27 protein-coding genes are annotated in these 26,327 nt (G+C 66.9%); 24 read left to right on the top strand and 3 right to left on the bottom strand.

Features of this window, described 5'->3' with window-relative positions; genetic code table 11:
• Positions 1–167 precede the first annotated feature (167 nt).
• The 9 genes from ACYVII_RS00325 to ACYVII_RS00285 all read left to right on the top strand — a co-directional run bounded on the left by ACYVII_RS00325 (position 168) and on the right by ACYVII_RS00285 (position 9,249).
• The gene (locus ACYVII_RS00325; RefSeq protein ID WP_460529263.1) at positions 168–926 is read left to right on the top strand and encodes a YebC/PmpR family DNA-binding transcriptional regulator; all 759 of its coding nucleotides are present in this window, start codon (positions 168–170) and stop codon (positions 924–926) included.
• A 25-nt stretch (positions 927–951) separates the two neighbouring features.
• On the top strand, positions 952–1,578 hold the full coding sequence (gene ruvC, locus ACYVII_RS00320; RefSeq protein ID WP_460529260.1) for a crossover junction endodeoxyribonuclease RuvC: 627 nt from the start codon (positions 952–954) through the stop codon (positions 1,576–1,578).
• Positions 1,579–1,625: 47 nt separating this feature from the next.
• A complete protein-coding gene (gene ruvA / locus ACYVII_RS00315) occupies positions 1,626–2,243 on the top strand; it encodes a Holliday junction branch migration protein RuvA (RefSeq protein WP_460529257.1) in 618 nt (205 codons plus the stop codon).
• Complete coding sequence (gene ruvB, locus ACYVII_RS00310; RefSeq protein ID WP_460529253.1) at positions 2,240–3,277, top strand: Holliday junction branch migration DNA helicase RuvB; 1,038 nt, start codon at positions 2,240–2,242, stop codon at positions 3,275–3,277. Before ruvA ends, ruvB begins: the two co-directional genes overlap by 4 nt.
• Positions 3,278–3,353: 76 nt before the next feature.
• Entirely contained in the window at positions 3,354–3,758 is a 405-nt protein-coding gene (gene yajC / locus ACYVII_RS00305; RefSeq protein WP_460529250.1) for a preprotein translocase subunit YajC, read from the top strand.
• Positions 3,759–3,817: 59 nt separating this feature from the next.
• Complete coding sequence (secD, locus tag ACYVII_RS00300; protein WP_460529247.1) at positions 3,818–5,557, top strand: preprotein translocase subunit SecD; 1,740 nt, start codon at positions 3,818–3,820, stop codon at positions 5,555–5,557.
• Positions 5,557–6,579 (top strand): protein translocase subunit SecF, encoded by a 1,023-nt coding sequence (secF, locus tag ACYVII_RS00295; RefSeq protein ID WP_460529244.1) that lies wholly within the window; start codon positions 5,557–5,559, stop codon positions 6,577–6,579. The genes secD and secF overlap by 1 nt, the downstream gene beginning before the upstream one ends.
• The gene (locus tag ACYVII_RS00290) at positions 6,576–6,917 is read left to right on the top strand and encodes a rhodanese-like domain-containing protein (RefSeq protein WP_460529241.1); all 342 of its coding nucleotides are present in this window, start codon (positions 6,576–6,578) and stop codon (positions 6,915–6,917) included. Before secF ends, ACYVII_RS00290 begins: the two co-directional genes overlap by 4 nt.
• 76 nt (positions 6,918–6,993) lie before the next feature.
• The gene (locus ACYVII_RS00285; protein ID WP_460529238.1) at positions 6,994–9,249 is read left to right on the top strand and encodes a RelA/SpoT family protein; all 2,256 of its coding nucleotides are present in this window, start codon (positions 6,994–6,996) and stop codon (positions 9,247–9,249) included.
• Here the strand turns inward: ACYVII_RS00285 and ACYVII_RS00280 are convergent.
• From ACYVII_RS00280 to ACYVII_RS00270, 3 genes are all read right to left on the bottom strand, one after another.
• Positions 9,219–9,821, bottom strand: a complete 603-nt coding sequence (locus ACYVII_RS00280; protein WP_460529235.1) for a type IV toxin-antitoxin system AbiEi family antitoxin — start codon at positions 9,819–9,821, stop codon at positions 9,219–9,221. The two genes, ACYVII_RS00285 and ACYVII_RS00280, sit on opposite strands and share 31 nt — an antisense overlap.
• 97 nt (positions 9,822–9,918) lie before the next feature.
• Positions 9,919–11,148, bottom strand: a complete 1,230-nt coding sequence (locus ACYVII_RS00275; protein WP_460529232.1) for a DUF349 domain-containing protein — start codon at positions 11,146–11,148, stop codon at positions 9,919–9,921.
• A 99-nt stretch (positions 11,149–11,247) separates the two neighbouring features.
• Complete coding sequence (locus ACYVII_RS00270; protein ID WP_460529229.1) at positions 11,248–12,060, bottom strand: peptidylprolyl isomerase; 813 nt, start codon at positions 12,058–12,060, stop codon at positions 11,248–11,250.
• Positions 12,061–12,373: 313 nt separating this feature from the next.
• Between ACYVII_RS00270 and ACYVII_RS00265 the strand changes: the two genes are divergently transcribed.
• The 15 genes from ACYVII_RS00265 (at position 12,374) to ACYVII_RS00195 (ending at position 26,231) form a co-directional block, all read left to right on the top strand.
• Positions 12,374–13,753: a replication-associated recombination protein A gene (locus ACYVII_RS00265; RefSeq protein ID WP_460529226.1), complete on the top strand. Its 1,380-nt coding sequence runs from the start codon at positions 12,374–12,376 to the stop codon at positions 13,751–13,753.
• A gap of 262 nt (positions 13,754–14,015) precedes the next feature.
• Positions 14,016–14,639: a 30S ribosomal protein S4 gene (gene rpsD / locus ACYVII_RS00260; protein ID WP_440298895.1), complete on the top strand. Its 624-nt coding sequence runs from the start codon at positions 14,016–14,018 to the stop codon at positions 14,637–14,639.
• A 172-nt stretch (positions 14,640–14,811) separates the two neighbouring features.
• The gene (locus ACYVII_RS00255) at positions 14,812–15,192 is read left to right on the top strand and encodes a DUF948 domain-containing protein (protein ID WP_460529222.1); all 381 of its coding nucleotides are present in this window, start codon (positions 14,812–14,814) and stop codon (positions 15,190–15,192) included.
• Positions 15,193–15,258: 66 nt separating this feature from the next.
• A complete protein-coding gene (locus ACYVII_RS00250) occupies positions 15,259–15,474 on the top strand; it encodes a hypothetical protein (protein WP_460529219.1) in 216 nt (71 codons plus the stop codon).
• 62 nt (positions 15,475–15,536) lie between these two features.
• Complete coding sequence (gene alaS / locus ACYVII_RS00245) at positions 15,537–18,191, top strand: alanine--tRNA ligase (RefSeq protein ID WP_460530479.1); 2,655 nt, start codon at positions 15,537–15,539, stop codon at positions 18,189–18,191.
• Between the two features lie 7 nt (positions 18,192–18,198).
• A complete protein-coding gene (ruvX, locus tag ACYVII_RS00240) occupies positions 18,199–18,672 on the top strand; it encodes a RuvX/YqgF family protein (protein ID WP_460529216.1) in 474 nt (157 codons plus the stop codon).
• Positions 18,669–20,072 (top strand): endolytic transglycosylase MltG, encoded by a 1,404-nt coding sequence (gene mltG / locus ACYVII_RS00235; RefSeq protein WP_460529213.1) that lies wholly within the window; start codon positions 18,669–18,671, stop codon positions 20,070–20,072. The genes ruvX and mltG overlap by 4 nt, the downstream gene beginning before the upstream one ends.
• A complete protein-coding gene (locus tag ACYVII_RS00230) occupies positions 20,056–20,979 on the top strand; it encodes a shikimate dehydrogenase family protein (protein WP_460529210.1) in 924 nt (307 codons plus the stop codon). The genes mltG and ACYVII_RS00230 overlap by 17 nt, the downstream gene beginning before the upstream one ends.
• 103 nt (positions 20,980–21,082) lie before the next feature.
• Positions 21,083–22,282: a chorismate synthase gene (gene aroC, locus ACYVII_RS00225; RefSeq protein WP_460529207.1), complete on the top strand. Its 1,200-nt coding sequence runs from the start codon at positions 21,083–21,085 to the stop codon at positions 22,280–22,282.
• Positions 22,279–22,779, top strand: coding sequence for a shikimate kinase (locus tag ACYVII_RS00220; protein WP_460529204.1), 501 nt, complete (start codon positions 22,279–22,281; stop codon positions 22,777–22,779). The genes aroC and ACYVII_RS00220 overlap by 4 nt, the downstream gene beginning before the upstream one ends.
• Complete coding sequence (gene aroB / locus ACYVII_RS00215) at positions 22,776–23,882, top strand: 3-dehydroquinate synthase family protein (RefSeq protein WP_460530477.1); 1,107 nt, start codon at positions 22,776–22,778, stop codon at positions 23,880–23,882. The genes ACYVII_RS00220 and aroB overlap by 4 nt, the downstream gene beginning before the upstream one ends.
• On the top strand, positions 23,879–24,349 hold the full coding sequence (gene aroQ, locus ACYVII_RS00210) for a type II 3-dehydroquinate dehydratase (protein WP_460529201.1): 471 nt from the start codon (positions 23,879–23,881) through the stop codon (positions 24,347–24,349). The genes aroB and aroQ overlap by 4 nt, the downstream gene beginning before the upstream one ends.
• A 121-nt stretch (positions 24,350–24,470) precedes the next feature.
• The gene (gene efp / locus ACYVII_RS00205) at positions 24,471–25,037 is read left to right on the top strand and encodes an elongation factor P (protein ID WP_440293319.1); all 567 of its coding nucleotides are present in this window, start codon (positions 24,471–24,473) and stop codon (positions 25,035–25,037) included.
• A gap of 14 nt (positions 25,038–25,051) precedes the next feature.
• Positions 25,052–25,468 carry a transcription antitermination factor NusB gene (gene nusB / locus ACYVII_RS00200; RefSeq protein WP_440293318.1) on the top strand — a complete coding sequence of 139 codons (417 nt, stop codon included), beginning with the start codon at positions 25,052–25,054 and terminating at the stop codon, positions 25,466–25,468.
• A 52-nt stretch (positions 25,469–25,520) separates the two neighbouring features.
• Positions 25,521–26,231: a DsbA family protein gene (locus ACYVII_RS00195; RefSeq protein WP_460529197.1), complete on the top strand. Its 711-nt coding sequence runs from the start codon at positions 25,521–25,523 to the stop codon at positions 26,229–26,231.
• The last annotated feature ends 96 nt before the right edge of the window (positions 26,232–26,327 follow it).

Raw genomic sequence — 26,327 nt, 5'->3', positions numbered from 1 at the left:
TCCCGTCCGCCATGACGGCGACGACCTTGATGCCGGACAGCGCCGGTCCGTTCGCAGCTGCGCCACTCAGAGACTCCATCGGCTCGGTTGAACGAGCGAGCTCGCTCAACTCTCGCCTCAGTCGCCTCTAGAATGGATCGGATCTTTCACGAAACGTCAGGAGCATTGTGTCCGGGCATTCCAAGTGGGCCACGACGAAGCACAAGAAGGCTGTCATCGACGCACGCCGTGCCAAGTCGTTCGCCAAGCTCATCAAGAACATCGAGGTGGCCGCCAAGATCGGCGGCGCCGACCTCTCCGGCAACCCGACGCTGGTCGACGCTGTGCAGAAGGCGAAGAAGACCTCGGTGCCCAACGACAACATCGACCGGGCCATCAAGCGCGGCGCCGGCCTGACCGGCGAGAGCATCGACTACGCGACGATCATGTATGAGGGGTACGGCCCGAACGGCGTCGCGCTGCTCATCGAGTGCCTCACCGATAACAAGAACCGGGCGGCGGCCGACGTGCGCACTGCGATGACCCGCAACGGCGGAACGATGGCCGATCCGGGATCGGTCTCGTACAACTTCCACCGCAAGGGCGTCATCGTCGTTCCCGCAGAGGGCACGACGGAAGACGACGTGCTGACCGCTGTGCTCGATGCGGGCGCCGAAGAGGTCACCCCGCAGGGCGACGGCTTCGAGGTGCTGACCGAGGCCAGCGACCTCGTCGCGACGCGAACCGCGTTGCAAGATGCCGGAATCGACTACGACTCCGCCGATGTCGAGTTCGTGCCGCAGGTGAAAGTCGAGGTCGACGTCGAGACCGCGCGCAAGGTGTTCCGGTTGATCGACGCGCTCGAGGACTCCGACGACGTGCAGAACGTCTACACCAACCTCGACCTCAGCCCCGAGGTTCAGGCAGAACTCGAAGACGACGAGTAGAGCGACGAGGCCTGCAAGCGATCGGATGCGGGGAGACGCGGTGCGGGTTCTCGGGATCGATCCAGGATTGACTCGCTGCGGGGTCGGCGTCGTGGACGTCGCACCGGACAGGCGGGCGACGCTCGTCGCAGTCACGGTCATCCGTACAGCACCGGATGCCCCGCTCGAGCGGCGGCTTCTGACGATCGGCGACGGCATCGCCGCCCTCATGGACCAGCATCGGCCGGATGCGATCGCGATCGAGCGCGTCTTCGCTCAGCACAACGTGCGCACGGTGATGGGCGTGGCGCAGATCAGTGGCGTCGCGCTGCACGCAGCGGCTTCACGCGCGCTGCCAGTCGGTCTGCACACGCCGACAGAAGTCAAGGCGGCGATCACCGGTTACGGCACGGCGGAGAAGCGCCAGGTGCAGAACATGGTCGCCAAGGTTCTCGGACTCGATCAGATTCCGAAACCGGCGGATGCGGCGGATGCCCTCGCCATCGCCATCTGCCATGCCTGGCGCGCACCCTTCGTCGCGCCGGATGCCGGCTCGTCCACCCTGACGCCCGCCCAGCAGGCGTGGCGCGCCGCGGAGAAGTCGTCGGGACGGTCAGCGGCCCACAATATCGCGGCTGACGCCGCTCACAGACTCAATCGGCTCGGACGTTGAGGGCCAGCCCTCAACGTCCGAGCCTCAATCGCCCATAGGCTTGCGAGGTGATCTCCTCCCTTCGCGGAACCGTGCTGCAGGCATCCGACGGCGTCGTCGTCATCGACGTCGGGGGAGTGGGATACGCCGTTCAGGTCACGCCGGATCACGCCAGAAGCTTGCGGATCGGCGAGGAGGCCACGGTGTACACCTCGATGGTCGTGCGCCAGGAGTCCGTCGCCCTGTTCGGCTTTCCCGCCAGGGAGCACCTCGGCGTGTTCGAGTCGCTCATCGGCGTTTCCGGAGTGGGTCCCAAGTCGGCGCTCGGCGTGCTCGCCGCGCTGTCGCCCGACGAGATCGCACTGGCCGTCGCATCTGACGATGACGGCGCGTTCCGCAAGGTGAGCGGCATCGGGCCGAAGACCGCGAAGCTCATCGTCGTCTCGCTCACCGGCAAGCTGTTCGCTCCGGCGAAACCCGTGCAGACCGTTGCTCAGATACCGCGTTCGGATGTCTCCGACAGCGTCGTGATCGCGCTCGTCGGACTCGGCTGGGCCGAGAAGACCGCCACCGAGGTGGTCCGTGAACTGGTCGACGAGCATCCCGAGCCGGAGCGCGACACGGTGCAGTCGCTGCTGCGACTCGCGCTGTCGCGGCTCGGTCCCACCGCGAGGCAGCAAGCATGAGCGACGATCTCACGGCTCCCGAGGCGCAGTCAGAGGCGGAGCTCGCGTTCGAAGGGGCGCTGCGTCCCAAGTCGCTGGCAGAGTTCGTCGGCCAGTCCAAGGTGCGCGGGCAGCTGCAGCTCCTGCTCACCGCCGCCCGTATGCAGGAGCGCACGCCCGATCACATCCTGCTGGCCGGGCCGCCCGGCCTCGGGAAGACGACGCTCGCGATGATCGTCGCGCACGAGAGCGGCCGCACGCTGCGCATGTCGAGCGGTCCGGCCATCCAGCATGCCGGGGATCTCGCCGCGTTGCTGTCGTCGCTCGTGCCCGGCGAGGTGCTGTTCATCGACGAGATCCATCGCATGGCGCGTTCGGCCGAGGAGATGCTGTACCTCGCCATGGAAGACTTTCGCATCGACATCATGGTCGGAAAGGGTGCCGGGGCGACCTCGATCCCGCTCGACCTCGCGCCGTTCACGCTCGTCGGCGCGACCACCCGGTCCGGGCTGCTGCCGAACCCGCTTCGCGACCGCTTCGGATTCACCGCTCATCTCGAGTTCTATGACGACGCCGAACTGGAACGCGTTCTCGATCGGGCCGCCGTGCTCCTCGATTTCGAGATCGACAGGGATGCCATCGCCGAGATCGCAGGCCGCTGCCGGGGCACGCCCCGCATCGCCAACCGCCTCCTGCGCCGCGTGCGCGACTACGCGCTTGTGCACGGCGAGCGGGCGGACCGTAAGGCGGTGCGTGCGGCGCTGGAGCTCTACGATGTCGACGAACTCGGCCTGGACCGCATCGACCGCGCCGTCATGCAGGCCATCCTGATGCGTTTCGACGGAGGCCCGGTCGGCCTGAACACGCTGGCCGTCTCGGTCGGGGAAGAAGCGGACACCATCGAATCTGTGGTGGAGCCGTTCCTCGTGCGCATCGGACTGATCACCCGCACACCGCGTGGCCGGGTAGCAACGCCGGCGGCATGGGACCACCTGGGAATACCGAGGAAGTCCACTGCCGGCGCGCAGCAAGCCCTCTTCACCGATGACCTATAATCCTTAGTTAGCCTGCAGCCCCCATGCCAATGAGGTGGTTGTTCCCATTGCCCCCTCATTTCCGGAAGGTTCCACGTTGGATCAGAACATCCTGACCATAGTCATGGTCGTCATCTTGGCGGCCCTCATTTTCTTCATGTTCCGCAGCAGCCGCAAGCGCCAGAAGACACAGGCGGAGCTTCAGAAGCAGGTCGTTCCCGGAGCCACGGTCATGACGAACTTCGGTGTCTTCGGCACGATCGTGTCCATCGACGAGGAGCACAACAAGGTCGAGCTCGAGACGAGCCCGGGCCACATCCTCACCGTGCACCGTCAGACCATCGGCCGAGTCGAGACGACGCCCGAGACTGCGGAGGAGACGCCGGCAGACGCCGTCGAGACCGAGACCACGGTCGGTGACGAGAAGCCGCAGTTCGGGGAGCGGATCGAAGATGTCGACACCGCGTCGAAGACGGCTGACTTCAAGAAGACCGACGAATAGTCCCTCCTTCCGTGCGCGGTCGATGATGGCCGCCGCACGAGCATAGAAAGAGTTCCTCCGTGGCAAAGTCGTCTCCGGTCAAGAGTGCCTCGCGGTCGCTGATCTGGCTCGGCGTCATCGTCGTCGTGCTGGGACTCGTGCTCGGCGGCGGCGTGCTGTTCTCCACCGCCACCTGGCTGCCGAAGCTCGGTCTCGACCTCGAGGGCGGAACCGAGATCATCCTGACGCCACAGCTCGAGGGCGGTCAGACGATCAGCAACGACGAACTCAACCAGGCCGTCTCGATCATCCGCGAGCGTGTCGACGCCGCGGGCGTCTCCGAGGCGCAGGTCAGCACGCAGGGCAGCGACAACATCGTGGTGTCCATTCCCGGCACCCCGGACCAGGCGACTCTGAACCGCATCAAGTCGTCGTCGAAGATGGAGTTGCGCCCGGTGCTACTCACCGGAGCGCCCACGAACACGTTCGTGGGGTCGAACGGCAAGAGCACGCCGTACCCGTCGCCGGCTCCCACTCTGCAGTCGACACCGACCGCGAAGCCCACGAACGGCAGCGACACGGCCTGGATCACGCCGGCGCTGCAGGCGCAGTACAACGCCTTCTCCTGTTCGTCGCTGAAGAACAGCACCACGAACGTGGCGCCCGCCGACAAGCCGCTCATCACGTGCGACGACAACCTCACGGCGAAGTACCTGCTCGGACCGGTCGAGGTGCAAGGCTCCGAGATCACGAACGCGACGGCGGGTCTTGCCACCGACTCCAGCGGCAACTCGACCGGGCAGTGGGTCGTCAACCTCACGTTCAACGGCCAGGGCACCAAGGACTTCGGAACCGTGAGCACCCGGCTGTACGGGTACTACAGCAAGGACTCCAGCGACCCCCGCGCGCGCTTCGCGTTCGTGCTCGACGGCAAGGTTCTCGAGGCACCCGCCATGCAGGGCGCGATCACCAACGGCCAGGCGCAGATCAGCGGCAGCTTCAACCAGTCCTCGGCACAGACACTGGCCGACCAGCTGAAGTTCGGCGCCCTGCCCGTCAGCTTCAAGGTGCAGAGCTCGGACACCATCTCGGCGACGCTGGGGTCCGCACAGCTGCTCAGCGGTCTGATCGCCGGAGCGATCGGCCTGATCCTCGTGGTGATCTACACGCTCTTCCAGTACCGGTTGCTCGGACTCGTGACGATCACCTCGCTCGTGGTGGCCGCGTTGCTCACCTATCTCGTGATCACGATCCTGTCGTGGCGCATCGACTATCGTCTTTCGCTCGCCGGCGTTGCGGGTCTGATCGTCGCGATCGGCTTCACCGCCGACTCGTTCATCGTGTACTTCGAGCGAATACGTGACGAGTTGCGCGACGGGCGAAGTCTCGAATCCGCTGTCGAAGCGGGTTGGAAGAGAGCCCGCCGCACGATCTACGCATCGAAGTCCACGAACCTGCTTGCGGCCATCGTCCTGTACGTTCTCGCGGTGGGCAATGTGCAGGGCTTCGCGTTCACTCTCGGTGTGACCACGGTGCTCGACGTGCTGATCGTCATCATGTTCACGCACCCGACCCTTCAACTCCTGGCACGCACGCGGTTCTTCGCCAGCGGCAACAAGTGGTCCGGCCTTGATCCGGATGCGCTCGGCGCCGTCTACCGAGGGGCAGCACAGTTCCGCACCTCGACGGCCGTCAGCGAGACGAAGCGCGCGGCCAGTAGCCGCGAGGCTGCGAGACGCCAGACGATCGCGGAGCGCAAGCAGGCCGAACTCGTCGCCGCGGGCGGCAGCAAGACCGAGAAGGACGAGAAGGAGTCCTGATGGCCGCCACACGCTTCCAGAAGTTCGGAAACGACCTCTACACCGGTGCGCGTTCGATCGACTTCGTCGGCAAACGCAAGATCTGGTATATCGTCGCCGCCGTGCTCATCGTCGTGTCGGTGATCATCCCGATCGCCAAGGGCGGATTCAACTTCGGCATCGACTTCCGGGGCGGCTCGCAGTTCACCGTCTCCGACGTCAAGACAACCGACCAGTCCCTGGCCGAGAAGTCCGTGCATGACGTCAAACCCAACGCCGTCGTGCAGGTCAGCGTGACCAACGGCACCGGCGGTCAGGGCATCCGAGTGCAGACCGACCAGCTGACCACCGACCAGACGAAGGCGGTCGCCGCCAACCTCGGATCTGCGTACGGAGTGCAGCAGAACAACGTGGCATCCACCTACATCGGCCCGAGCTGGGGAGCGGATGTCTCCAGGCAGGCGATCCAGGGATTGGTCGTCTTCCTGTTGCTCGCGTTCATCGCGATGGCCCTCTACTTCCGAACGTGGAAGATGTCGGCGGCAGCCATCCTCTCGTTGTTCCACGACCTGATCATCACCGCGGGAATCTATGCGCTGGTCGGGTTCGAGATCACGCCCGCCACGATGATCGGCTTCCTCACGATCCTCGGCTACTCCCTGTACGACACGGTGGTGGTGTTCGACAAGATCCGTGAGAACACCAGGCAGGACAAGGACGCGGTGAAGCACACGTTCGCCGAGTCGGTGAACCTCGCCGTGAACCAGACCCTCGTGCGCTCCATCAACACCGCCGTCGTCGCAGCGCTCCCGGTGGGCGCGATCCTCTTCATCGGCGCATTCGTTCTCGGAGCCGACACGTTGCGCGACATCTCGCTCGCGCTCTTCATCGGCATCCTGATCGGCACCTACTCGACCATCTTCATCGCCGCCCCGCTCTATGCGGACTTCCGTCGCGGCGAGAAGGAGATCGTCAAGCACGACCGCAAGGTCCTGGCGGCCAGGGCGAAATCGCCGGTGACCGAGGTGGTCCCCGCCAAGTGACGCACGAGCCAGGGGAGTCGGTCACGGCAGGCGAGGCGATCGCGCTAGTCGCATCCGGCGAGCTGTGGCTCCTCGACGTGCGCGAGGACTTCGAGTGGAGCTCGGGCCACGCCCCAATGGCGCATCACATCCCGCTCGGCGAGCTGGGCCCGCGGCAGGGCGAACTGCCAGACGACACCACGATCGCCGTGATCTGCCACGTCGGACAGCGCTCCCGCATGGTCACCGACGCCCTGGTCGAGGCACAATACGCCGCCGTGGACATCGCGGGCGGGATGGTGGCGTGGCAGGCATCCGGAGGCGATGTCGTGGGCGCCGAGGCCGAGCGGGAGCGGTAGCCGCCGTGCGCTGTGGGCGGACCCGCCGACGAGGTCGGCACCGAGTCGCGATAATGAGACTCGGGAGGGGATGCTGATGGTCGATACGACAACCCAGCAGACCGCTTCCCTGCGCCGTCTCGTGCCCCGGATCTTCTCCAGGGCGCAGCAGCCAGCCGGTGCGGTCGACACGCTGTTGAAGACCGTGCGGCTGCACCACCCGAAGGCCGACCTGGCCCTGATAGAGCGTGCATACACCGTGGCGGAGCGTGCGCACTCCGGGCAGACGCGACAGAGCGGCGAGCCGTACATCACACATCCTGTCGCGGTAGCCCAGATTCTGGCCGACCTCGGCATCGGGTCGAAGGCGATCGCAGCAGCGTTGCTGCACGACACCGTCGAAGACACCGACTACGCACTCGACGAGCTGCGTGCCGACTTCGGCGACGAGATCGGGATGCTCGTCGACGGCGTCACCAAGCTGGACAAGGTCAAGTACGGCGAGAGTGCCCAGGCCGAGACGGTGCGCAAGATGATCGTGGCGATGTCGAAAGACATCCGCGTGCTCATCATCAAGCTGGCCGACCGCCTGCACAATGCGCGCACCTGGGGCTTTGTGCCGCCGGCCACGGCGACCCGCAAAGCGACCGAGACCCTGGAGATCTACGCTCCGCTCGCACACCGGCTCGGCATCCAGGCGATCAAGTGGGAGCTCGAGGACCTCTCGTTCGCGGTGCTGTACCCGAAGCTGTACGTGGAGATCGAGAATCTCGTCAAGCAGCGTTCCCCCGAGCGGGAACGCGTCGTGCAGCAGGTGACGGATTCCATCAACGACGACCTGAAGTCCGCCAAGATCCGCGGCAAGGTCGTCGGGAGGCCGAAACAGTACTACTCGATCTACCAGAAGATGGTGGTTCGCGGACGCGAGTTCGACGAGATCTACGACCTCGTCGGCATCCGTGTCATCGTCAACTCGGTGCGCGACTGCTATGCCGTTCTCGGGCAGATCCACGCGAGGTGGACGCCGATGCCCGGTCGGTTCAAGGACTACGTCGCCACGCCGAAGTTCAACCTCTACCAGTCGCTGCACACCACCGTCATCGGTCCGGAGGGCCGTGCGGTCGAGATCCAGATCCGCACCGAGGAGATGCACCAGCGCGCAGAGTTCGGTGTGGCGGCGCATTGGAAGTACAAGGAACGGGTCGCCGGGGGCAAGTCCGACGACATCGGCAAGGTCGACACCGACATGGCGTGGCTCGCGCACATCTCCGACTGGCAGGCCGAGACCGCGGATCCGAGCGAGTTCCTCGACTCGCTCCGATTCGAGATCGGTGCCAAGGAGGTCTACGTCTTCACCCCGAAGGGCAGGGTGATCGGGCTCCCCTCCGGCGCAACGCCCGTGGACTTCGCCTACGCCGTGCACACCGAGGTGGGGCATCGCACCATGGGTGCCAAGGTGAACGGCCGCCTCGTGCCGTTGGAGTCGCCGCTGTCGACCGGAGATGTGGTCGAGGTGTTCACCTCGAAGAACCCCGACTCCGGCCCGAGCCAGGACTGGCTCAACTTCGTGAAGAGCCCGCGGGCGCGCAACAAGATCCGCCAGTGGTTCACGAAGGAGCGCCGCGACGAGGCGATCGAGCAGGGCAAGGATGCCATTGCTCGTGCCATGCGCAAGCAGAATCTCCCGCTGCAGCGGCTGATGACGCAGGACTCGCTCGGCGAGGTCGCCGCGCAGATGAAGTACGACGACGTCTCCGCCCTGTACGCCGCCATCGGTGAGGGACATGTCAGCACGCAATCCGTGCTGGAGAAGGTGGTCGCGTCGCTGCAGTCCGAGACGGAGAGCGACGTCACCGAGCTGCCGCCGCCAGCCCGGGTCCGTGGGCGCAGGCTGCGCAACAGCGATTCCGGCGTGCTGGTGCGTGGCGCCCCGGACATCCTGGTCAAACTGGCCAAGTGCTGCACGCCGGTGCCTGGCGACCCGATCGTCGGCTTCATCACCCGCGGCTCCGGGGTGAGCGTGCACCAAGCGGACTGCCACAACGTGCAGGAGCTGATGCGCGAACCGGAACGCATGATCGATGTCGAGTGGGCGCCCTCGTCGAAGAGCGTCTTCCTCGTGCAGATCCAGGTGGAGGCGCTCGACCGGGCAGGGCTGCTCTCGGACGTGACGAGAGTCCTCTCCGAGCACCACGTGAACATCCTCTCGGCAACGGTGTCGACCTCCAGCGATCGTCTGGCGCTGAGCCGGTTCGTCTTCGAGATGGGCGACACCACCCACCTGGACCGTGTGCTCAACGCGGTGCGCAGGATCGACGCGGTCTACGACGTATATCGCGTCAGCGCGGGCTGAGAGTCCGAGACGTCCCACTCCTCGAGTCGGCGCAGGGCACGGCCCTTGCCCGGCAGATTCGGCGTGCCGGAGATCCGTCGAGCACATTCGTGCGCGAGCTCTGGGTGGCGGCCGAGGATGCTCCGTGCCGCGCCCACGACATCCTCGCGCTCCACGAACGCCAGATCGTGAAGGATGCGCGCAGGCACCGTGACCCGAAGCCCCGCGATCTCCATCGTGTCTCCCGGTTCGTGCGTCATCTCGCGGAGCACGAAACGCGGCGACGGCGGGAACTTGAGGCGATCGGATCGCGGCACGCACATCGTGTGGATCGACGGCACGACGGGCAACAGCCCGTGCACCCACAGCGCACTGTCGAGCTCTGCGATCATGCGTGTTCCAGCGACGCTCCGTAACGCTCTCGCTCGCAACCACGCGGTCTCGACCTCGTCGACGGGAGAGAACCGCTCATCGATCGTGAACAGTTCGCCGTCGAGCCTGGCGGCATGCAGTTCTGCCAGAGGCAGTGCTCCGGGGGAGAGTACCGATGCCATCGAGTGCGCCATGTTCCCATCGTCGCGCCACGTCGGCATCCGCCGCCTCCCGAAGGCGCGCATCGGTGGAGAAGAGGAGTCGTCCGACGAACGGTGGAGAACTCGGTGAAGCGCTGGAGTCAGCCCAGCGCTCGACTCAGCGCAGCGCGGACAGCCACGCCTTCCGCGCGTCGAGCGCTTCCTGCGCCTGCTTGATCGCCCTGGAGTCGCCGGACGCTTTCGCCTCCTCGAGTTCCTCCTCGAGCTTCGCGATGGCATCCATCAACTGTGCGGCGAGCCCCTCGGAGCGCGCCTTCTTCTCCGGGTTGCTGCGCTCCCAGTGCTCGTCGTCGAGCTTGCGTACGGCCGTCTCGACCTTGCGCAAGCGGTCTTCGACCGACTTCACCTGGTCGCGCGGAACCTTGCCGATCGCATCCCATCGCGTCTGGATGGACAGCAGCGCGGAGCGCGCCGCCGTTCGATCGGTCGCCTTCAGCAGCGGCTCGGCCTCGGCCAGAAGCGCCAGTTTCTGCTCCAGGTTCTGCTGGTATTCCTCGTTCTCGACGGCGTCGGACTCCGCCTTCGCGGCGTAGAGAACGTCACCGGCCGCCTTGAACCTGGCCCAGAGCGCGTCGTCGTTCCGCTTGCCGGCGCGACCAGCACGTTTCCAGTCGTCGAGCAGCGAACGGTACTGCGGTACCCCATCCGCCCCCAGAGGCGCGAGCGCCTCGGCGCGTTCGATCAGCTCCGTCTTGCGCGCGCGAACGTCCCGATGCTGGGAGTCCAGTTCGGCGAAGAACGCCTTGCGGTTGCGCTCGAGCGTCGTGCGCGCAGCCCTGAACCGCTTCCACAGCTCGTTAGCGTCGTTCTTCGGAATCCGCGGGCCCTCGTGCTGGTGCTTCTGCCATGCCGAGAACAGCTCGTCGAGGCGTGCGCTCGCCTGCTTCCACTGCGTCTTCGCCGGGTCTTCCGCGGCCAGCGCTTCGACCTGCTCGACGATCGCCGTTCGCTCCGCGATCGCCTGCTCGACGGCGGCCTTCGCCTCGGCCGACTGCTGCTCGGTGAGTTCCTCGACGGTGCCGCCGAGCCTGGCGAGCCGTTCGTCGAGGGCCGCGAGGTCACCCACCGCGTTGGCGGCGGCGACTGCGCTGCGAAGCGTCGCGACGGCCTTCGCCACGTCGGCGGCGGGGGCGCCACGGCGCACCCGCTGCTCCAGCAGCCCGACCTGCCCCGAGAGATCGGCGTACTTGCGTTCGAAGTAGGCGAGCGCCTCGTCCGCCGTCGCATCCGGATACTCGCCGACGACACGTTCACCGTCCGCGGTGCGCACGTAGACCACACCGGCATCGTCGACACGACCCCACGGGTGCTGATCAGTAGTTGACACGAGCCTCACCTGTTCGAAGACGGCCGGGGATGGCCGTCGTTGCTGCCTACAAAGCCTATTGCACCGCTGAAGGCGCACTCCTGAGTCGAAATCAGGCCGTTATTCGAGCGTGAAGGAATCGATCTTCGGACTGACGACCGGCTTGCCGTCGTCGCCGCCTCCCTGCACGCCCTTGTCCGTGACGTCAGCCTTGAGCTGGTCGAGCCCGCTCGTGATCTTGCCGATCACGGAGTACCCACCGGCGCTGTCGTTCGGAATCGTCGTGTCGCCGTAGACGATGAAGAACTGGCTCCCGTTGCTGTACGCGTTGCCACTCTGCCGTGCCATCGCGATGGTGCCCGTGGGGTACTTGGCGTCGGAGGGCGCGTTCTCGATCGGGCCGAAGCTGTAGCCGGGACCGCCCGTGCCGTCGCCCTTCGGGTCGCCGCACTGCAGCACCTTGAAAGTCGCACCCGTGGTGAGACGGTGGCACACCGTGCCGTCGAAGAACTTCTTCTTCGTGAGCGAGATCATCGAAGACACGGCCTGCGGCGCCTTCGCCCCGTCGAGCGAGACGCCGAGCGGGATGCCGTTGATGGTGAGCGTCCCAGTCCAGGTGCGGCCGTCGGCGATCGCCTTCGACGGCACATCGCCCTCGTTCTTCCCCGTCGCGGCGGGCGTCGGGGTCGCCGTAGACGACGCGGATGCCTTCGGCGATGCGACGTGCTTGCCCGGTCCCGCCGCGAAGTAGGTGAGCTGCAGCACGACCGCTAACGCGAGCACGACGACCACGACGCTTCCCGCGATGATGTTGTCGCGCACGCGCCGCTTCCTGGTGTGCTCGTGCACTGCCTGACGTGCCTGATACGCGCGAAGGCGTTCGCGCGCCTGGCGCGCTTCACGGTCGTTCTGCCTCTTCGGGGACACGGGCATCCTCCACTTCGGCGCGTCGGCGGCGCCGAGTCAGGGTGTTCGGGGGCCGCGACGGCCCGGGACCGAGGCCGGCCGATCCCAGAAACGAACTCTATCGCGACTGCGTCGCTCAAAGGCTCACTCGGTTCAGCCATGCAAGCAAGCTTGCGCGGCACTCACCTCAATCGCCTCTATCGCGACTGCGTCGCTCAAAGGCTCACTCGGTTCAGCCATGCAAGCAAGCTTACGCGGCACTCACCCCAATCGCCTCTAACGCGACTGCGTCGCTCAAAGGCTGCCTCTTTCGTCAGACGCACCTTCTATCCTTGAGCGCATGCCGAGCACACAGCAGGGGCTGCGCGCGGGCGCCACCCCGCTGGCCGTGCGGATGCGTCCTCGCCGGCTCGACGAGATCGCAGGACAGCGCCACCTCCTCACTCCCGGCTCTCCATTGGTCACCCTGGCAGGTGACACGACGGGGGAGCGCGGCTCGGTCTCGGTCATCCTGTGGGGACCGCCGGGTACGGGCAAGACCACGCTCGCCCAGGTCATCGCCCACTCCTCCGGACGCCGATTCGTCGAGCTGTCGGCCGTCACCGCCGGGGTGCGCGACGTGCGTGCCGTGATGGAGGAGGCCCAGTCCAACCGTGACCTCTACGGGGTGTCGACGGTGCTCTTCCTCGACGAGATCCATCGCTTCACGAAGGCGCAACAGGATGCCCTCCTGCCCGGCGTCGAGAACGGCTGGGTCATCCTCGTCGCGGCAACGACGGAGAACCCGTCATTCTCGGTGATCTCTCCTCTTCTGTCCCGGTCCCTGCTGCTCACGCTCGAGCCGCTGTCCGACGACGACCTCGGGACGCTCGTCGACCGTGCAGTCAGCGACGAGCGCGGGTTGAAGGATGCCGTCATCGTGGACGCCGAGGCTCGCGCCACGCTGATCCGGCTCGCTTCGGGCGACGCACGGCGTGCACTGACCGCGCTGGAGGCGGCCGCCAACTCGGCCGTCGACAACGCACGGGGCAGCGAGGACGCGGAACGAGCCGAGGAGGAACAGACCGGGGAGAGCCCAGCGAAACCGGTTGTGACGGCTGAGCTCGTGGCATCCGCTGTCGACAGGGCGCTGCTGCGCTACGACCGGAACGGCGACGAGCACTACGACGTGATCAGCGCATTCATCAAGTCGGTGCGCGGTTCGGATGTGGACGCAGCTCTGCACTACCTGGCCCGCATGATCGAGGCGGGGGAGGATCCACGGTTCATCGCACGGCGCATCATCGTTCTGGCCTCCGAAGACATCGGGATGGCCGACCCCGCCGCGCTGGGTGTCGCGGTGGCCGCCGCCGACGCCGTGCAATACATCGGAATGCCCGAGGGACGCATTCCACTGGCGCAGGCCGTCGTTCATCTCGCGACAGCGCCGAAATCGAATGCGGCCTACATGGCGCTGGACGCCGCGATCGCGGATGTTCGCGCAGGCAAGATCGGTCGTGTTCCGAAGCCGCTGCGCGACGCGCACTACCCCGGCGCGAAGCGGCTCGGTCACGGCAAGGGCTACCTGTACCCGCACGACGACGAGCTCGGCGTCGTGCGCCAGCAGTACCTGCCGGACGCGTTGAAGGATTCCATCTACTACACGCCGACCGAGCACGGCAACGAACGGGACATCGCCGCGAGACTCGCGAAGCTTCGGCGCATCACGAAGGGCAAGTGACGTCCAGATAAGGCTCTGCTACCATTGACGGGCCGAGAAGAAGGATTCCGTGCGGCTGCGGGCATCCTTTTCGACAGGGAAGCGCTCTTTAGCCGAGCATCCCCGGCCATCCCTCCCATTGCGAAAGCGACCATGGCGGTGCCGTGCCCGAGGCAGGTCACCGTGCATGTCGATCCGACATGCGTCGCCGGATCAGCCAATGGCTGCCGCGGTCCACACCGCGCAAGGCAGCACAAGCGAGAAGAACTACGAAAGGAAAGACGTGTCATCACGTTCCCGCAGCAAGACCCGCCTCTCGCGGTCGTTGGGCGTCGCCCTGACCCCGAAGGCCGCTCGCATCATGGAGAAGCGTCCGTACGCTCCCGGTGAGCACGGTCGCACCAAGCGCAAGGCCGACAGCGACTACGCCGTGCGTCTGCGTGAGAAGCAGCGCCTGCGCGCCCAGTACGGCATCCGCGAGAAGCAGCTCCGCATCGCGTTCAACGAGGCCCGCCGCACCCAGGGCCTGACGGGTGAGAACCTCGTCGAGCTGCTCGAGATGCGTCTCGACGCCCTCGTGCTGCGCGCCGGCTTCGCCCGCACCATGTCGCAGGCGCGCCAATTCGTGGTGCACCGCCACATCCTCGTCGACGGCCGTATCGTCGACCGCCCCTCGTTCCGCGTAAAGCCGGGCCAGCTCGTGCACGTGAAGGCGCGCTCCGAGGGCACCGAGCCGTTCCAGGTTGCCGCCGCCGGTGGCAACGCGGACGTGCTCGCCAAGACGCCTGCCTACCTCGAGGTCGAGCTCGACAAGCTCCAGGCGCGCCTGGTTCGCCGGCCGAAGCGCGCCGAGGTCCCCGTGACCTGTGACGTGCAGCTCGTCGTGGAGTACTACGCAGCGCGATAGCGGCGCGTACTCAGCCGCGGAGCGGCCGAAGAGCAGAGCCTACGCGCCAGCAACACAGGCGCGTAGCGACCGCTCTAGGCAACGCGGCGGTCGTACCTACTACGCTGGAGGGCGGGTCGTTCACGCGGCCCGCCCTTCACGTATATTCCCGTTACGGAATGGATGGTGCACCGTGTCAGGTGGAGACATCGCGGGCCTGATCGCCGCAGGCGTCTTCGCCGTGCTGGTCGCGCTGATGGCGGTCCCGCTCGTGAAGCTGGGCAAGGTGTTCGATCAGACGACCGACTCCATCAAAGAGGTCAGCGACGGCATCACGCCGATCCTCGAAGAGACCACCGAGACGCTCCGCGAGACCAACATGCAGCTGAAGCGAGTGGATGCGATCACTCGCAACGTGCAGGATGTCACGGGCAATGTGTCGGCGCTGGTGGCCCTCTTCGCCGCAACCGTCGGCGGTCCGCTCATCAAGCTGGCCGGGTTCAGTGCCGCGGTGCGTGCCGCGTTCCGCTTCGGCCGGGGCGGCAAGGCCGACAACGGCGCCCCGCAGAACTGACGACCCCCTGCCGCGCCGACCGCCCTCATTATCATCAATACGCTCACGACCACTAGGAGATCCGCCATGAAGAGCTTTTTCTGGTTCGTCGTCGGCATCGCCGCCGGCTTCGCGATCGCACACCAGGTGAACAAGACCGATCAGGGCAAGCAGTTCTTCGAGGAACTGGACCGCAAGGCCCACGACTTCGGCGCTGCCGTCAGCGACGGCTACCGCAAGCGCGAGGCCGAGCTGCGCACCGCGATCGATCAAGCGGAAGACGTCATTTCCGACCTGTCCTGAGCACGCATCACACCAACCGAACGAACGGAAACATGCAGACCGCACCCCTGTCGACGGCCCCCATGCAAACGGCAGAGATCCGCCGCCGATTCCTCGACTTCTTCGCCGAGCGCGGCCACACGATCGTGCCGTCGTCGTCGCTCGTCAGCGACGACCCCACGCTGCTCTTCACCATCGCCGGAATGGTGCCGTTCGTCCCCTATCTCACCGGTCTGGTTCCTGCGCCGTACCCCCGCGCAGCCGATTCCCAGAAGTGCATCCGCACACTCGACATCGAAGAGGTCGGCAAGACCCCGAGGCACGGCACGTTCTTCCAGATGCTCGGCAACTGGTCGTTCGGCGACTACTTCAAGAAGGAGGCCATCCGGTACGCGTGGGAGCTCCTGACGACGCCGGAGGCCGAGGGCGGGCTCGGATTCGATCCGAAGGACCTCTGGGTCACGGTCTTCGAAAACGACGACGAGGCGCGCGGCTACTGGAAAGAGGTAGCCGGGCTGCCGGATGAGCGCATCCAGGGCCTCGGCATGGACACGAACTACTGGTCGACCGGCGTGCCGGGCCCGGCCGGACCGTGCTCGGAGATCTTCTTCGATCGTGGTCCGGAGTACGGCGTCGACGGGGGCCCCGCCACCGACGACGACCGGTATGTCGAGATCTGGAACCTCGTCTTCATGCAGTACCTGCGCGGTGAGGGAACCGGCAAGACCGACTTCGAGATCCTCGGCGAACTGCCCAAGAAGAACATCGACACCGGTATGGGCCTCGAGCGCGTCGCGTTCCTCAAGCAGGGCGTGGAGAACATCTACGAGATCGACCAGATCCGCCCGGTCCTCGACCGCGCAGCGGAGCTGTCGGGCAAGGCGTACGGTGCCGACCACGAGGACGACGTACGGATGCGCGTGGTCGCCGATCACGTGCGCAGCGCGCTGATGCTGATGTCGGACGGCGTCACGCCGTCGAACGAGGGACGTGGATACATCCTGCGCCGGCTTCTGCGTCGCACCGTTCGTGCGATGCGCCTGCTCGGCGTCGAGGGGGCAACGTTCCCGACACTCTTCGCGGCGTCACGGGATGCGATGAAGGCGACCTACCCGGAAGTCGAGAACGACTACGACCGCATCTCTCATCTGGCCTTCTCCGAAGAGGACACCTTCCTACGCACGCTCGCGAGCGGCACGACGATCCTCGACACCGCTGTGGAGAACACGCGCGCCTCGGGCAGGTCGCAGCTCGCAGGCGACACCGCGTTCCTGCTGCACGATACCTACGGCTTCCCGATCGACCTCACCTTGGAGATGGCGGAAGAAGCGGGTCTGACCGTCGACCGGGCCGCGTTCGACTCCCTGATGTCGCAGCAGAAGGCGCGGGCCAAGGCCGACGCGAAGGCGAAGAAGCGCCAGCTGGCCGACCTGTCCGTGTACAGCGAGCTGCGCGGCAAGGGTGAGACCGTCTTCACCGGATACAACGAGCTGCAGACGGAGTCGCGGGTGCTGGGCATCCTCGTCGACGGCGTCTCCGTGCCACGGGCATCCGAAGGGCAGCTCGCCGAGGTGATACTCGCCGAAACGGCGCTGTACGCGGAGTCCGGGGGACAGGATGCCGACCAGGGCGTCATCGTCGGTCCGGGCTACGAGCTCGAGGTGCTCGACGTGCAGAAACCGGTCAAGGGGCTGATCAGCCACACGGTGCAGGTGACGCGCGGCGAGGTGGGCGTCGACGCGCCCGCGACGAGCGTGGTGGATGCCGACTACCGCAGGGGCGCGCGACAGGCGCACTCCGGAACCCACATCATCCACGCGGCGCTTCGCCAGGTGCTTGGCCCGAATGCGCACCAGTCCGGTTCGTACAACAAGGCAGGCTACCTGCGCCTGGACTTCTCGTGGAATCAGGGCCTTTCTGCCGAGACGCGCAGCGAGATCGAGGAGATCTCGAACAATGCGATCCGCGACGACCTCGAGGTGGTGACACGGGAGCTGCCCCTCGACGAGGCCCGGGCGATGGGCGCAATGGCCCTCTTCGGCGAGAAGTACGGCGATGTGGTCCGCGTCGTCGACATCGGTGGTCCGTGGTCGCGCGAGCTCTGCGCAGGCACGCACGTGTCGTCGAGCTCCGAGATCGGCATGATCAATCTGATCAGCGAGTCGTCGGTCGGGTCCACCAACCGCCGCGTGGAGTCGCTGGTGGGCATCGAGGCGTTCCGAGACCTCGCAGCGGAGCGCACGATCGTCTCGCAGCTGAGCGGCATGTTGAAGACTCCGCGGGAGCAGCTGCCGCAACGCATCGACGACCTCATCACGAGTCTGAAGACTGCGGAGAAGAAGATCGCGGCCTTCGAGGCACGGGCCGTGCTCGACCGCGTTCCCGCCCTCGTTGAGAAGGCGGAACGCGTCGGTGGCGTGCGTCTGGTCGCGCAGAACGCCGGCTCGCTCGGCTCCGCGGACGATCTGCGGATGCTCGCCACAACGGTGCGCGAACGACTCGGCTCGGACGCGGCTGTCGTCGCGCTGGCCGCTGTCGCCGGAGAGCGTCCCGTCGTGATCGTCGCAACGAATCAGGCGGCGCGCGACGCGGGCGTGAAGGCGGGACCGCTCGCGAAGGGCGCGGCGTCCGTGCTGGGCGGCGGCGGGGGCGGCAAGGACGACCTCGCCCAGGGCGGCGGGTCCGATTCCGGCGCGATCGAGGCGGCACTGGCATCCGTGCGTTCGGCGATCGGATAGCAGCGGCGTGCGCGCAGGTGTTCGCGTCGGCGTGGACGTGGGGAGAGCGCGGATCGGCGTGAGCCGCAGCGACCCGGCCGGGATGCTGGCGCTGCCGGTGGAAACGGTGCAACGGGCCGACGACGGCAGCGACATCGCTCGCATTCAGGCGCTTGCCACGGAACTCGGAGCCGTCGAGGCTATCGTCGGTCTTCCGCTCTCGCTCTCCGGCGCTCACACAGCGTCGACGGACGACGCGGTGGCCTTCGCCTCCAGGCTGGCCGACGTGTGCGGCATTCCGGTGCGGCTCGTCGACGAGCGGCTGTCGACCGTCTCCGCTCAGTCCGCGCTCAGGGCGTCGGGACGCACCACTCGGAATTCCCGTTCCGTCGTCGATCAGGCGGCTGCCACGGTAATTTTGCAGCACGCGCTCGACGCCGAACGCTCCAGCGGCAGGCCCCCCGGCGAGCTCGCGGCCCCCAGCATTGGACCATCATCGTGACGCAGCCCCACCCGCCCGGATCCCCGCAGTCTGAACCCGCGCTCGATTCCGAGCGTCCTCCGCTGACCCGGCGCGAGGCCCGGGAGCGTGAGGCCCTTCTGAGCGAGAAGCAGGAGCGCGAGGCGCAGGGGCACGCGGTGCAAGAACGGCACGAGCCCCCTGAGCCGGAGTCCGGCCTCGAAGAGTCGTTCTGGGGTGCACTCGGTGACGACCGCGCCGTCGGTGACGCAGACGCGACATCCGCCGGGGCACGCAAACCGCCGGGCGAGGGCGGACCTCACGCGTGGTCGAGCCTCGACTATCCGACGGATGCCCGTGCGCAGCGGCCCAAGAAGAAGCGCCGCTGGCTGGTCGTCACCATCGTGATCGTCGTCATCCTCGGCTTGCTCGGCGGCGCGAGTGCCTATGTGTGGAACGCGTTCCAGCCCGAGGTGCGCAAGCTGCTCGCGTTGAACGAGCCGAACGACTACACCGGATCGGGCACGACGCCCGTGGACATCACGATTCACGACGGCGACAACGGGTCGGACGTCGCCGCGACCCTCGCGAAGGCCGGAGTCGTCAAGACCTCCGATGCGTTCTACACGCTCCTGCTGCACACCAAGCCGGATCCCGTCTTCCAGCCCGGCGTGTACAAAGTGAAGAAGCAGATGAGCGCGAAGGCCGCGCTGGCCGCGCTGCAGGACCCGAAGAACAAGCTGCAGCGCACGCTCACGATCGTGGAGGGCGACACCGAGGCAAGCATCCTTCCCGCACTCGCCAAGACGACGGGCATTCCACTGGCAGATCTCCAGGCGGCCGCCAAGCCCGCCGATTTCGGGCTCCCGGCTCAGGCACCGAACCTGGACGGGTTCCTGTTCCCGGCGACGTACACGTTCGACCCCGGAGTCGACGCGAAGACCGTGATCAAGACCCTGGTCGATCGCGCGTTCCAGGCGCTGGACGCCGACGGCGTGCCCGCCGACAAGCGTTACAGCACCGTCGTCCTCGCCTCCATCGTGCAGAAGGAAGCGGGCAGCGTCGCCGATATGGGCAAGGTGGCGAGGGTGTTCCAGAACCGCCTGGATCAGGGCATGGACCTGCAATCCGACGCGACCGTCGCGTACGGCGCCGGCGTGAAGACTGTGTTCACCACCGATGCGCAGCGCGCGGATGCCTCGAACCCGTACAACACGTACGTGCACGCCGGGCTCCCGGTCGGCCCCATCTCGAACCCGGGCGACGACGCGATCAAGGCGGCGCTGAACCCGACACCCGGCCCGTGGCTGTACTTCGTCGCGGTGAATCTGAAGACCGGCGAAACCGTCTTCTCGGAGACCGAGCAGCAGCACGAGCAGGCCGTGCAGCAGCTCCAGGACTGGTGCAACGCGAGCCCGGCGAACGATGCTTACTGCCAGTGACGGGGTGCGCGAGCTCGCGGTGCTGGGCTCACCGATCGCGCACTCGAAATCGCCCGACCTGCACGGCGCCGCATACCGAGCACTCGGCCTTCCCTGGAGTTACGGACGCGCCGAAGTCGCGTCCGACGAGCTCGCCGGCTTCGTGCGTGGCAGGTCGGATGCCTGGCGCGGACTCTCGCTGACCATGCCGCTCAAGCAGTCGGTGCTGCCGCTCGTGGCGACGCTCGACGAGACGGCTCGGCTCACCGGTGCGGCCAACACCATCCTGTTCGATGCGGATGAGCACGGGGAACGGGTTCTGCGCGGCTTCAACACGGATGTCGCTGGCATCGTGCGCGCACTGACCGCGGCCGGCACGGGGGCGGCACGGTACGTGCTGATCTGGGGAGGTGGCGCGACCGCGGCGTCAGCCCTTGTCGCGGCTGCCGAGCTCGGCGCTGACGAGGCCGTGGTGCAGGTGCGGGAGCCAGCTCGCGCCGAGCACCTCGTCTCGCTCGGCGCATCCGCCGGCCTGCGCGTGCTCATCGCGCGCTTCGACAATCCCGTCGCCAGGCGACCGGACCTGGTCGTCAGCACACTTCCCGGGCATGCAGGTGCGGACGGCACAGCGGAGTTGCTGGTGCGCTCGCCCGCGCTGGAGCAGGCGGCGGCGGAGGGCATCCTGCTCTTCGACGTCGCGTACGACCCGTGGCCCACGCGCATCGTCTCCGAATGGAGCACCACCGCTCGCGCCGCGAATAGAGCGCCGAATGTGCTCTCCGGCCTCGCGATGCTCGTTCAACAGGCGCTCCTGCAGGTGCGGATCTTCGTGACCGGCGACCCGGAGCGTGAGCTGCCCGACGAGGCCCGCGTGCTCGCCGCGATGCTCGAGGCCGTGGGGCTCGACGCGAGCGGGCGTCCCGTCTGAGCCTCGGCCTCTGAGCCTGGGCCTCTGAGCGGAGCTTCTGAGCCGAGCCGGGGCGCTGCCGCCGATGGCGGGACGGCCTGTGCGTGCATGCCAGAATTGACGCATGCTTCGTTGGCTCACCGCAGGAGAATCGCACGGCCCTGAACTGGTGGCCATTCTGGAGGGGCTGCCGGCAGGCGTGCCCGTCTCGCTGGATGCCGTGCGTGACGACCTCGCACGCCGCAAGCTCGGGTACGGCCGCGGCGCCCGCATGAAGTTCGAGCAGGACGAGCTCGCGCTCTCCGGCGGGGTTCGGCATGGCCTCAGCATGGGCAGCCCGATCGCGCTGCGCATCGGCAACACGGAGTGGCCGAAGTGGGTCGATGTGATGAACCCGGAACCGGTCGACCCTGAGAAGCTCACCACCGGCCGTGGTGCCGCCCTGACGAGGCCGCGTCCTGGTCATGCCGATCTGGTCGGCATGCAGAAGTACGGGTTCGACGAGGCCCGGCCCGTCCTCGAGCGGGCGAGCGCCCGCGAGACCGCCGCCCGGGTCGCACTCGGTGCCGTGGCGAAGTCGTTCCTCGCCGAGCTCGGCATCACCACCGTCAGCCACACTCTGGCGATCGGACCCGTGCGCGTTCCGGATGATTCACCGCTTCCGAGGCCGTCCGACGTCGACGCCCTCGATGCGGATCCGCTGCGCTGCTTCGACGCGGCGACCTCGGCGCTCATGGTGGCCGAGGTGGATGCTGCGCACAAGGACGGCGACACCCTCGGCGGCGTCGTCGAGGTGCTGGCATACGGGGTTCCCGTCGGGCTCGGCTCGCACGTGCACTGGGACCGCAGGATCGACGGGCGACTTGCTCAGGCGCTGATGAGCATCCAGGCGATCAAGGGCGTCGAGGTGGGCGACGGGTTCGAGACCACGCGACGGCGCGGATCGGCGGCCCACGATGAGCTCGTCACCGACGGTTCGACCATCTCGCGCACGAGCGACAAGGCGGGCGGCACGGAGGGCGGCATGACGACCGGGTCACTTCTGCGCGTTCGAGCGGGCATGAAGCCCATCGCGACGGTGCCGCACGCCCTGCGCACCATCGACGTCGCCACCGGCGACGCCGCACCGGCACACCACCAGCGCTCCGACGTGTGTGCCGTTCCCGCCGCCGGTGTCGTGGCCGAGGCGATGGTCGCGCTCGTGCTCGCGGACGCAGTGCTGGAGAAGTTCGGCGGAGACTCCCTGCCTGAGACGCAGCGCAACCTGCGCGCCTACCTCGACGCGATCCCGGCCGCCCTCCATACCGAGACCGTGCGCGCGTGACCGTCGTGCTCATCGGGCCGCCTGCGGCGGGCAAGAGCAGGATCGGCAAACGGCTCGCCCGGCGGCTCGATGTGCCGTTCATCGACACGGATTCGGCGATCGTGCGCGAGCACGGCCCGATCGCGCAGATCTTCGCCGATCGCGGCGAGCCGGCCTTCCGGGCGCTGGAACGCGATGCGGTCGTGCGTGCGCTGTCGGCCGGCGGCGTCGTGTCGGTCGGCGGGGGAGCGGTACTGGATGAGCGCACGCAACAAGACCTGAAGCGCACGAGTGTCGTGCTGCTCACGGTGAGCCCCGAAGCGGTCGCCGCCCGCATCGACGACGGCAAGCGGCCACTCGTGCAGGGACTCGACTCCTGGCAGGCGCTCGTGGCGAAGCGGATGCCGCTGTACGAGTCGCTCGCGGACTACCGGGCAGACACATCGCGGCGGCCGATCTCCGCGATCGTGGAGGAGATCGCTCAGTGGTGCGAACGATCGGAACGGAAGGACGCATGATTCAGGAGAGCGCAGCCGGCGAAACGGGAACGGAGACGACGCTGCTCGAGGTGACGGGAGCGAACCCGTACGGCATCCGGGTGGGGCGAGGAATCCGCTTCCAGGCCGGCGAGCTGCTGGGTCCCGATGTGCGACGGGTGCTGATCGTGCACCAGCCCACGCTCGCCGCGGCAGCGGCCGAACTGCGTGAGAACCTGGTGGATCGCTACGAGGTACTCCTGGCGGAGATTCCGGACGCCGAGGCCGCGAAACGGGTCGAGGTAGCCACCTTCTGCTGGCAGATCATGGGTCAGGCCGACTTCACCCGCAGCGACGCCGTGATCGGCTTCGGGGGAGGGGCAGCCACGGACCTGGCCGGCTTCGTCGCCGCCACCTGGCTGCGCGGGGTGAAGCTCGTGCAGATCCCGACCACCGTGCTCGGCATGGTGGATGCTGCGATCGGCGGCAAGACCGGCATCAACACGGCAGAGGGGAAGAACCTCGTCGGCGCGTTCTACGCACCGGCCGGCGTGCTCTGCGACCTCGACACGCTCGAGGCGCTTCCGCGCAACGACGTGCTCGCCGGGTACGCGGAGGTCGTGAAGGCCGGGTTCATCTGGGCCCCGGAGATCCTCGACAACGTTGAGCGCGATCTGGATGGCTCCACCGATCCGCACAGTCCAGTGTTCCGCCGCAACATGGAGCTCGCGATCGATATGAAGGCGAAGGTCGTCAGCGAGGACTTCCGGGAAGCGGGGCTGCGGGAGATCCTCAATTACGGGCACACGCTCGGGCACGCCATCGAGCACACCGAGCGTTACCAGTGGCGGCACGGAGCGGCCGTGTCCGTCGGCATGGTCTTCGCTGCGGAGCTCGCCCGGCTCAGCGGCCGGCTGCACGATGACGTCGTCGACCGGCACCGCAGCATCCTCACCTCGCTCACACTGCCGATCACCTATCCCGCGGGACGTTGGGAGACGCTGCTGGCGACCATGCGGCGCGACAAGAAGACGCGCGGCAACACACTGCGATTCATCGTGCTCGATGACATCGCCCGGCCCACCATCATGCAGGCGCCGGATCCCAGTCTGCTGTTCGCCGCCTACCAGGAGATCGGCTCGTGACCGCGTCGGAGGCCGCGCCACGGCGCCTGCTGCTCGTGAACGGGCCGAACCTCAACCTCCTCGGCGTTCGTGAGCCGGAGATCTACGGAACCGAAACGCTCGACGACGTCGTCTCTCTCGTGGAGCGCACCGCGGCTCAGCACGGGTTCGAGGTGCGCGCCGTGCAGAGCAACCACGAGGGCGTGCTGATCGACGCCATTCACGCCGCGCGCGCGGACTGCGCAGGCATCGTCATCAATCCCGGCGGCCTGACCCACACGTCCGTCGTGCTGCGGGATGCGCTCTCCAGCGTCGCACTGCCGGTCGCTGAGGTGCACATCTCGGACGTGAACGCACGAGAGGAGTTCCGTCGGCTCTCGTATGTGCGCGACGTTTCCGCGGTACATGTGATCGGAGAGGGTGTGCCCGGGTACGCCATCGCGGTCGCGAAGCTCGTCGAGGTGATCACCGGTCGTGCCGACGGCTGACAACCCGTTCCGAGCGAACTCCCGTCGTCGAACCCGGTAGAATCGTGCGATGGTCGGCGCCTTCCCCGGCGCCTTGACCGTCCGGCTTCCTCTTTCTCACCCCTTCGAAGGATCTTCACGCATGGCATCCGACACCGCCGACATCCGCAATGGCGCCGTCCTCAACATCGACGGCCAGCTCTGGACCGTGATCGAGTTCCAGCACGTCAAGCCGGGCAAGGGCGGCGCGTTCGTGCGCACCAAGCTCAAGAACGTCGTGAGCGGCAAGGTCGTCGACCGCACGTACAACGCGGGAACCAAGCTCGAGTTCGAGAACGTCGACCGCCGCGAATACCAGTACCTGTACAGCGACGGCGACGGCTTCGTCTTCATGGACACCAGCGACTACGACCAGTTCACGGTTCCAGGCACCATCGTGGGCGACGCCGCCAACTTCATGCTGGAGAACCAGAACGTCACCATCGCGACGAACAACGGCAACCCGCTCTACGTCGAGATGCCGGCATCCGTCGTGCTCGAGATCACCTACACCGAGCCCGGCCTGCAGGGCGACCGGTCGACGGGCGGAACCAAGCCCGCCACCGTCGAGACCGGCTACCAGATCCAGGTTCCGCTGTTCCTCGAGACCGGCACGAAGGTCAAGGTCGACACGCGCACCGGCGAGTACCTCGGCCGCGTCAACGACTAGGCGCCGGCGACGGAATGAGCGCCAGGAGCAAGGCACGCAAACGCGCCATCGACATCCTGTACAGCGCCGATGTGCGCGGCATCCCGTTCGCGCGGGCGCTCGCAGCAGAGGCGGAACGCGCCGCGCAGGAGCCGGCACGTGAGGCTTCGTGGCTCTATGCACGCGAGATCGTCGACGGCGTCATCGACCACAGCGACGAGATCGACGAGCTGATCCAGACCTACGCCCAGGGATGGACACTGGACCGGATGCCCGCCGTCGATCGCGCGATCCTGCGCATGGGTGTGTGGGAGCTGCTGCACAACCCGTCGATCCCCGATGGTGTCGCCATCTCCGAGGCGGTGGAGCAGGCGACCATCCTCTCGACCGACGACTCCGCCAAGTTCGTGAACGGCTTGCTGGCCAAGATCGGTACTGCCGTCGCGCACTGACGACATCCGGCGGATGCTGTTCGCCGGCACACAACGTGAGGAACTCTTCCGCATGAGACGATCGCTCACCCGGCACCTTGGCGCCGCCGCGCTAACCGTCGCCGTCGCCGCGGTGCTCGCCGCATGCTCGGCGACACCTGCCGCCTCGACGAGCCACAGCCCGAGCGCCGCCGCGGTGCCGACCGGCGTGACCGGGGCCGCGGATTTCGACAAGGGTGCGCTCGTGGTTGGCGATGGCAAGACGATCGTCGACACATACATCGACCCGATGTGCCCGTACTGCGGGGAGTTCGAGCGTGCGAACGGGCGGACCCTCGCTGAGAAAGTGAACGACGGCACGATCACTCTGCGCGTGCATCCGCTGAACTTCCTCGATCCGAACTCCCAGGGCACGAACTACTCGTCGCGGGCGGGGAGCGCGCTCACCTGCGTGGCGGCATCCGATCCGAAGACCACGTTGACGTATCTCGCCGCGCTCTACGCGAACCAGCCCGAAGAGGGCTCATCGGGCCTGACCGACACCAAGCTGAAGTCGCTGGCGCACGGCGTGGGGTCGACATCCGCCGACTCGTGCATCACCTCGCACCGATACGCGAGCTGGCTGACGCAGAACACGCAGAAAGCCCTGAACGGCCCAATCCCGGGTGCAGACATCAAGACCATCAAGGGAACTCCGACGGTGCTCGTGAACGGGCACCAGTACGGCGGGGACATCACAGACACGAAGGCGCTTCTCGCGTTCATCGCCAAGGGCGGCAAATAGCGTCACAGAGCCTCGCGCGGTCCTGGGGGCCGGCCGTCGAACTCGCATCCGCTACAGAACATTCACGTAGCGAGTGCCGATACGTGTAGCGCGAAC

This window comes from Humibacter ginsengiterrae, from assembly GCF_054780115.1.
Note: the sequence above shows the minus strand (reverse complement) of the source record. Positions and strands in the feature narration are given on the sequence as shown.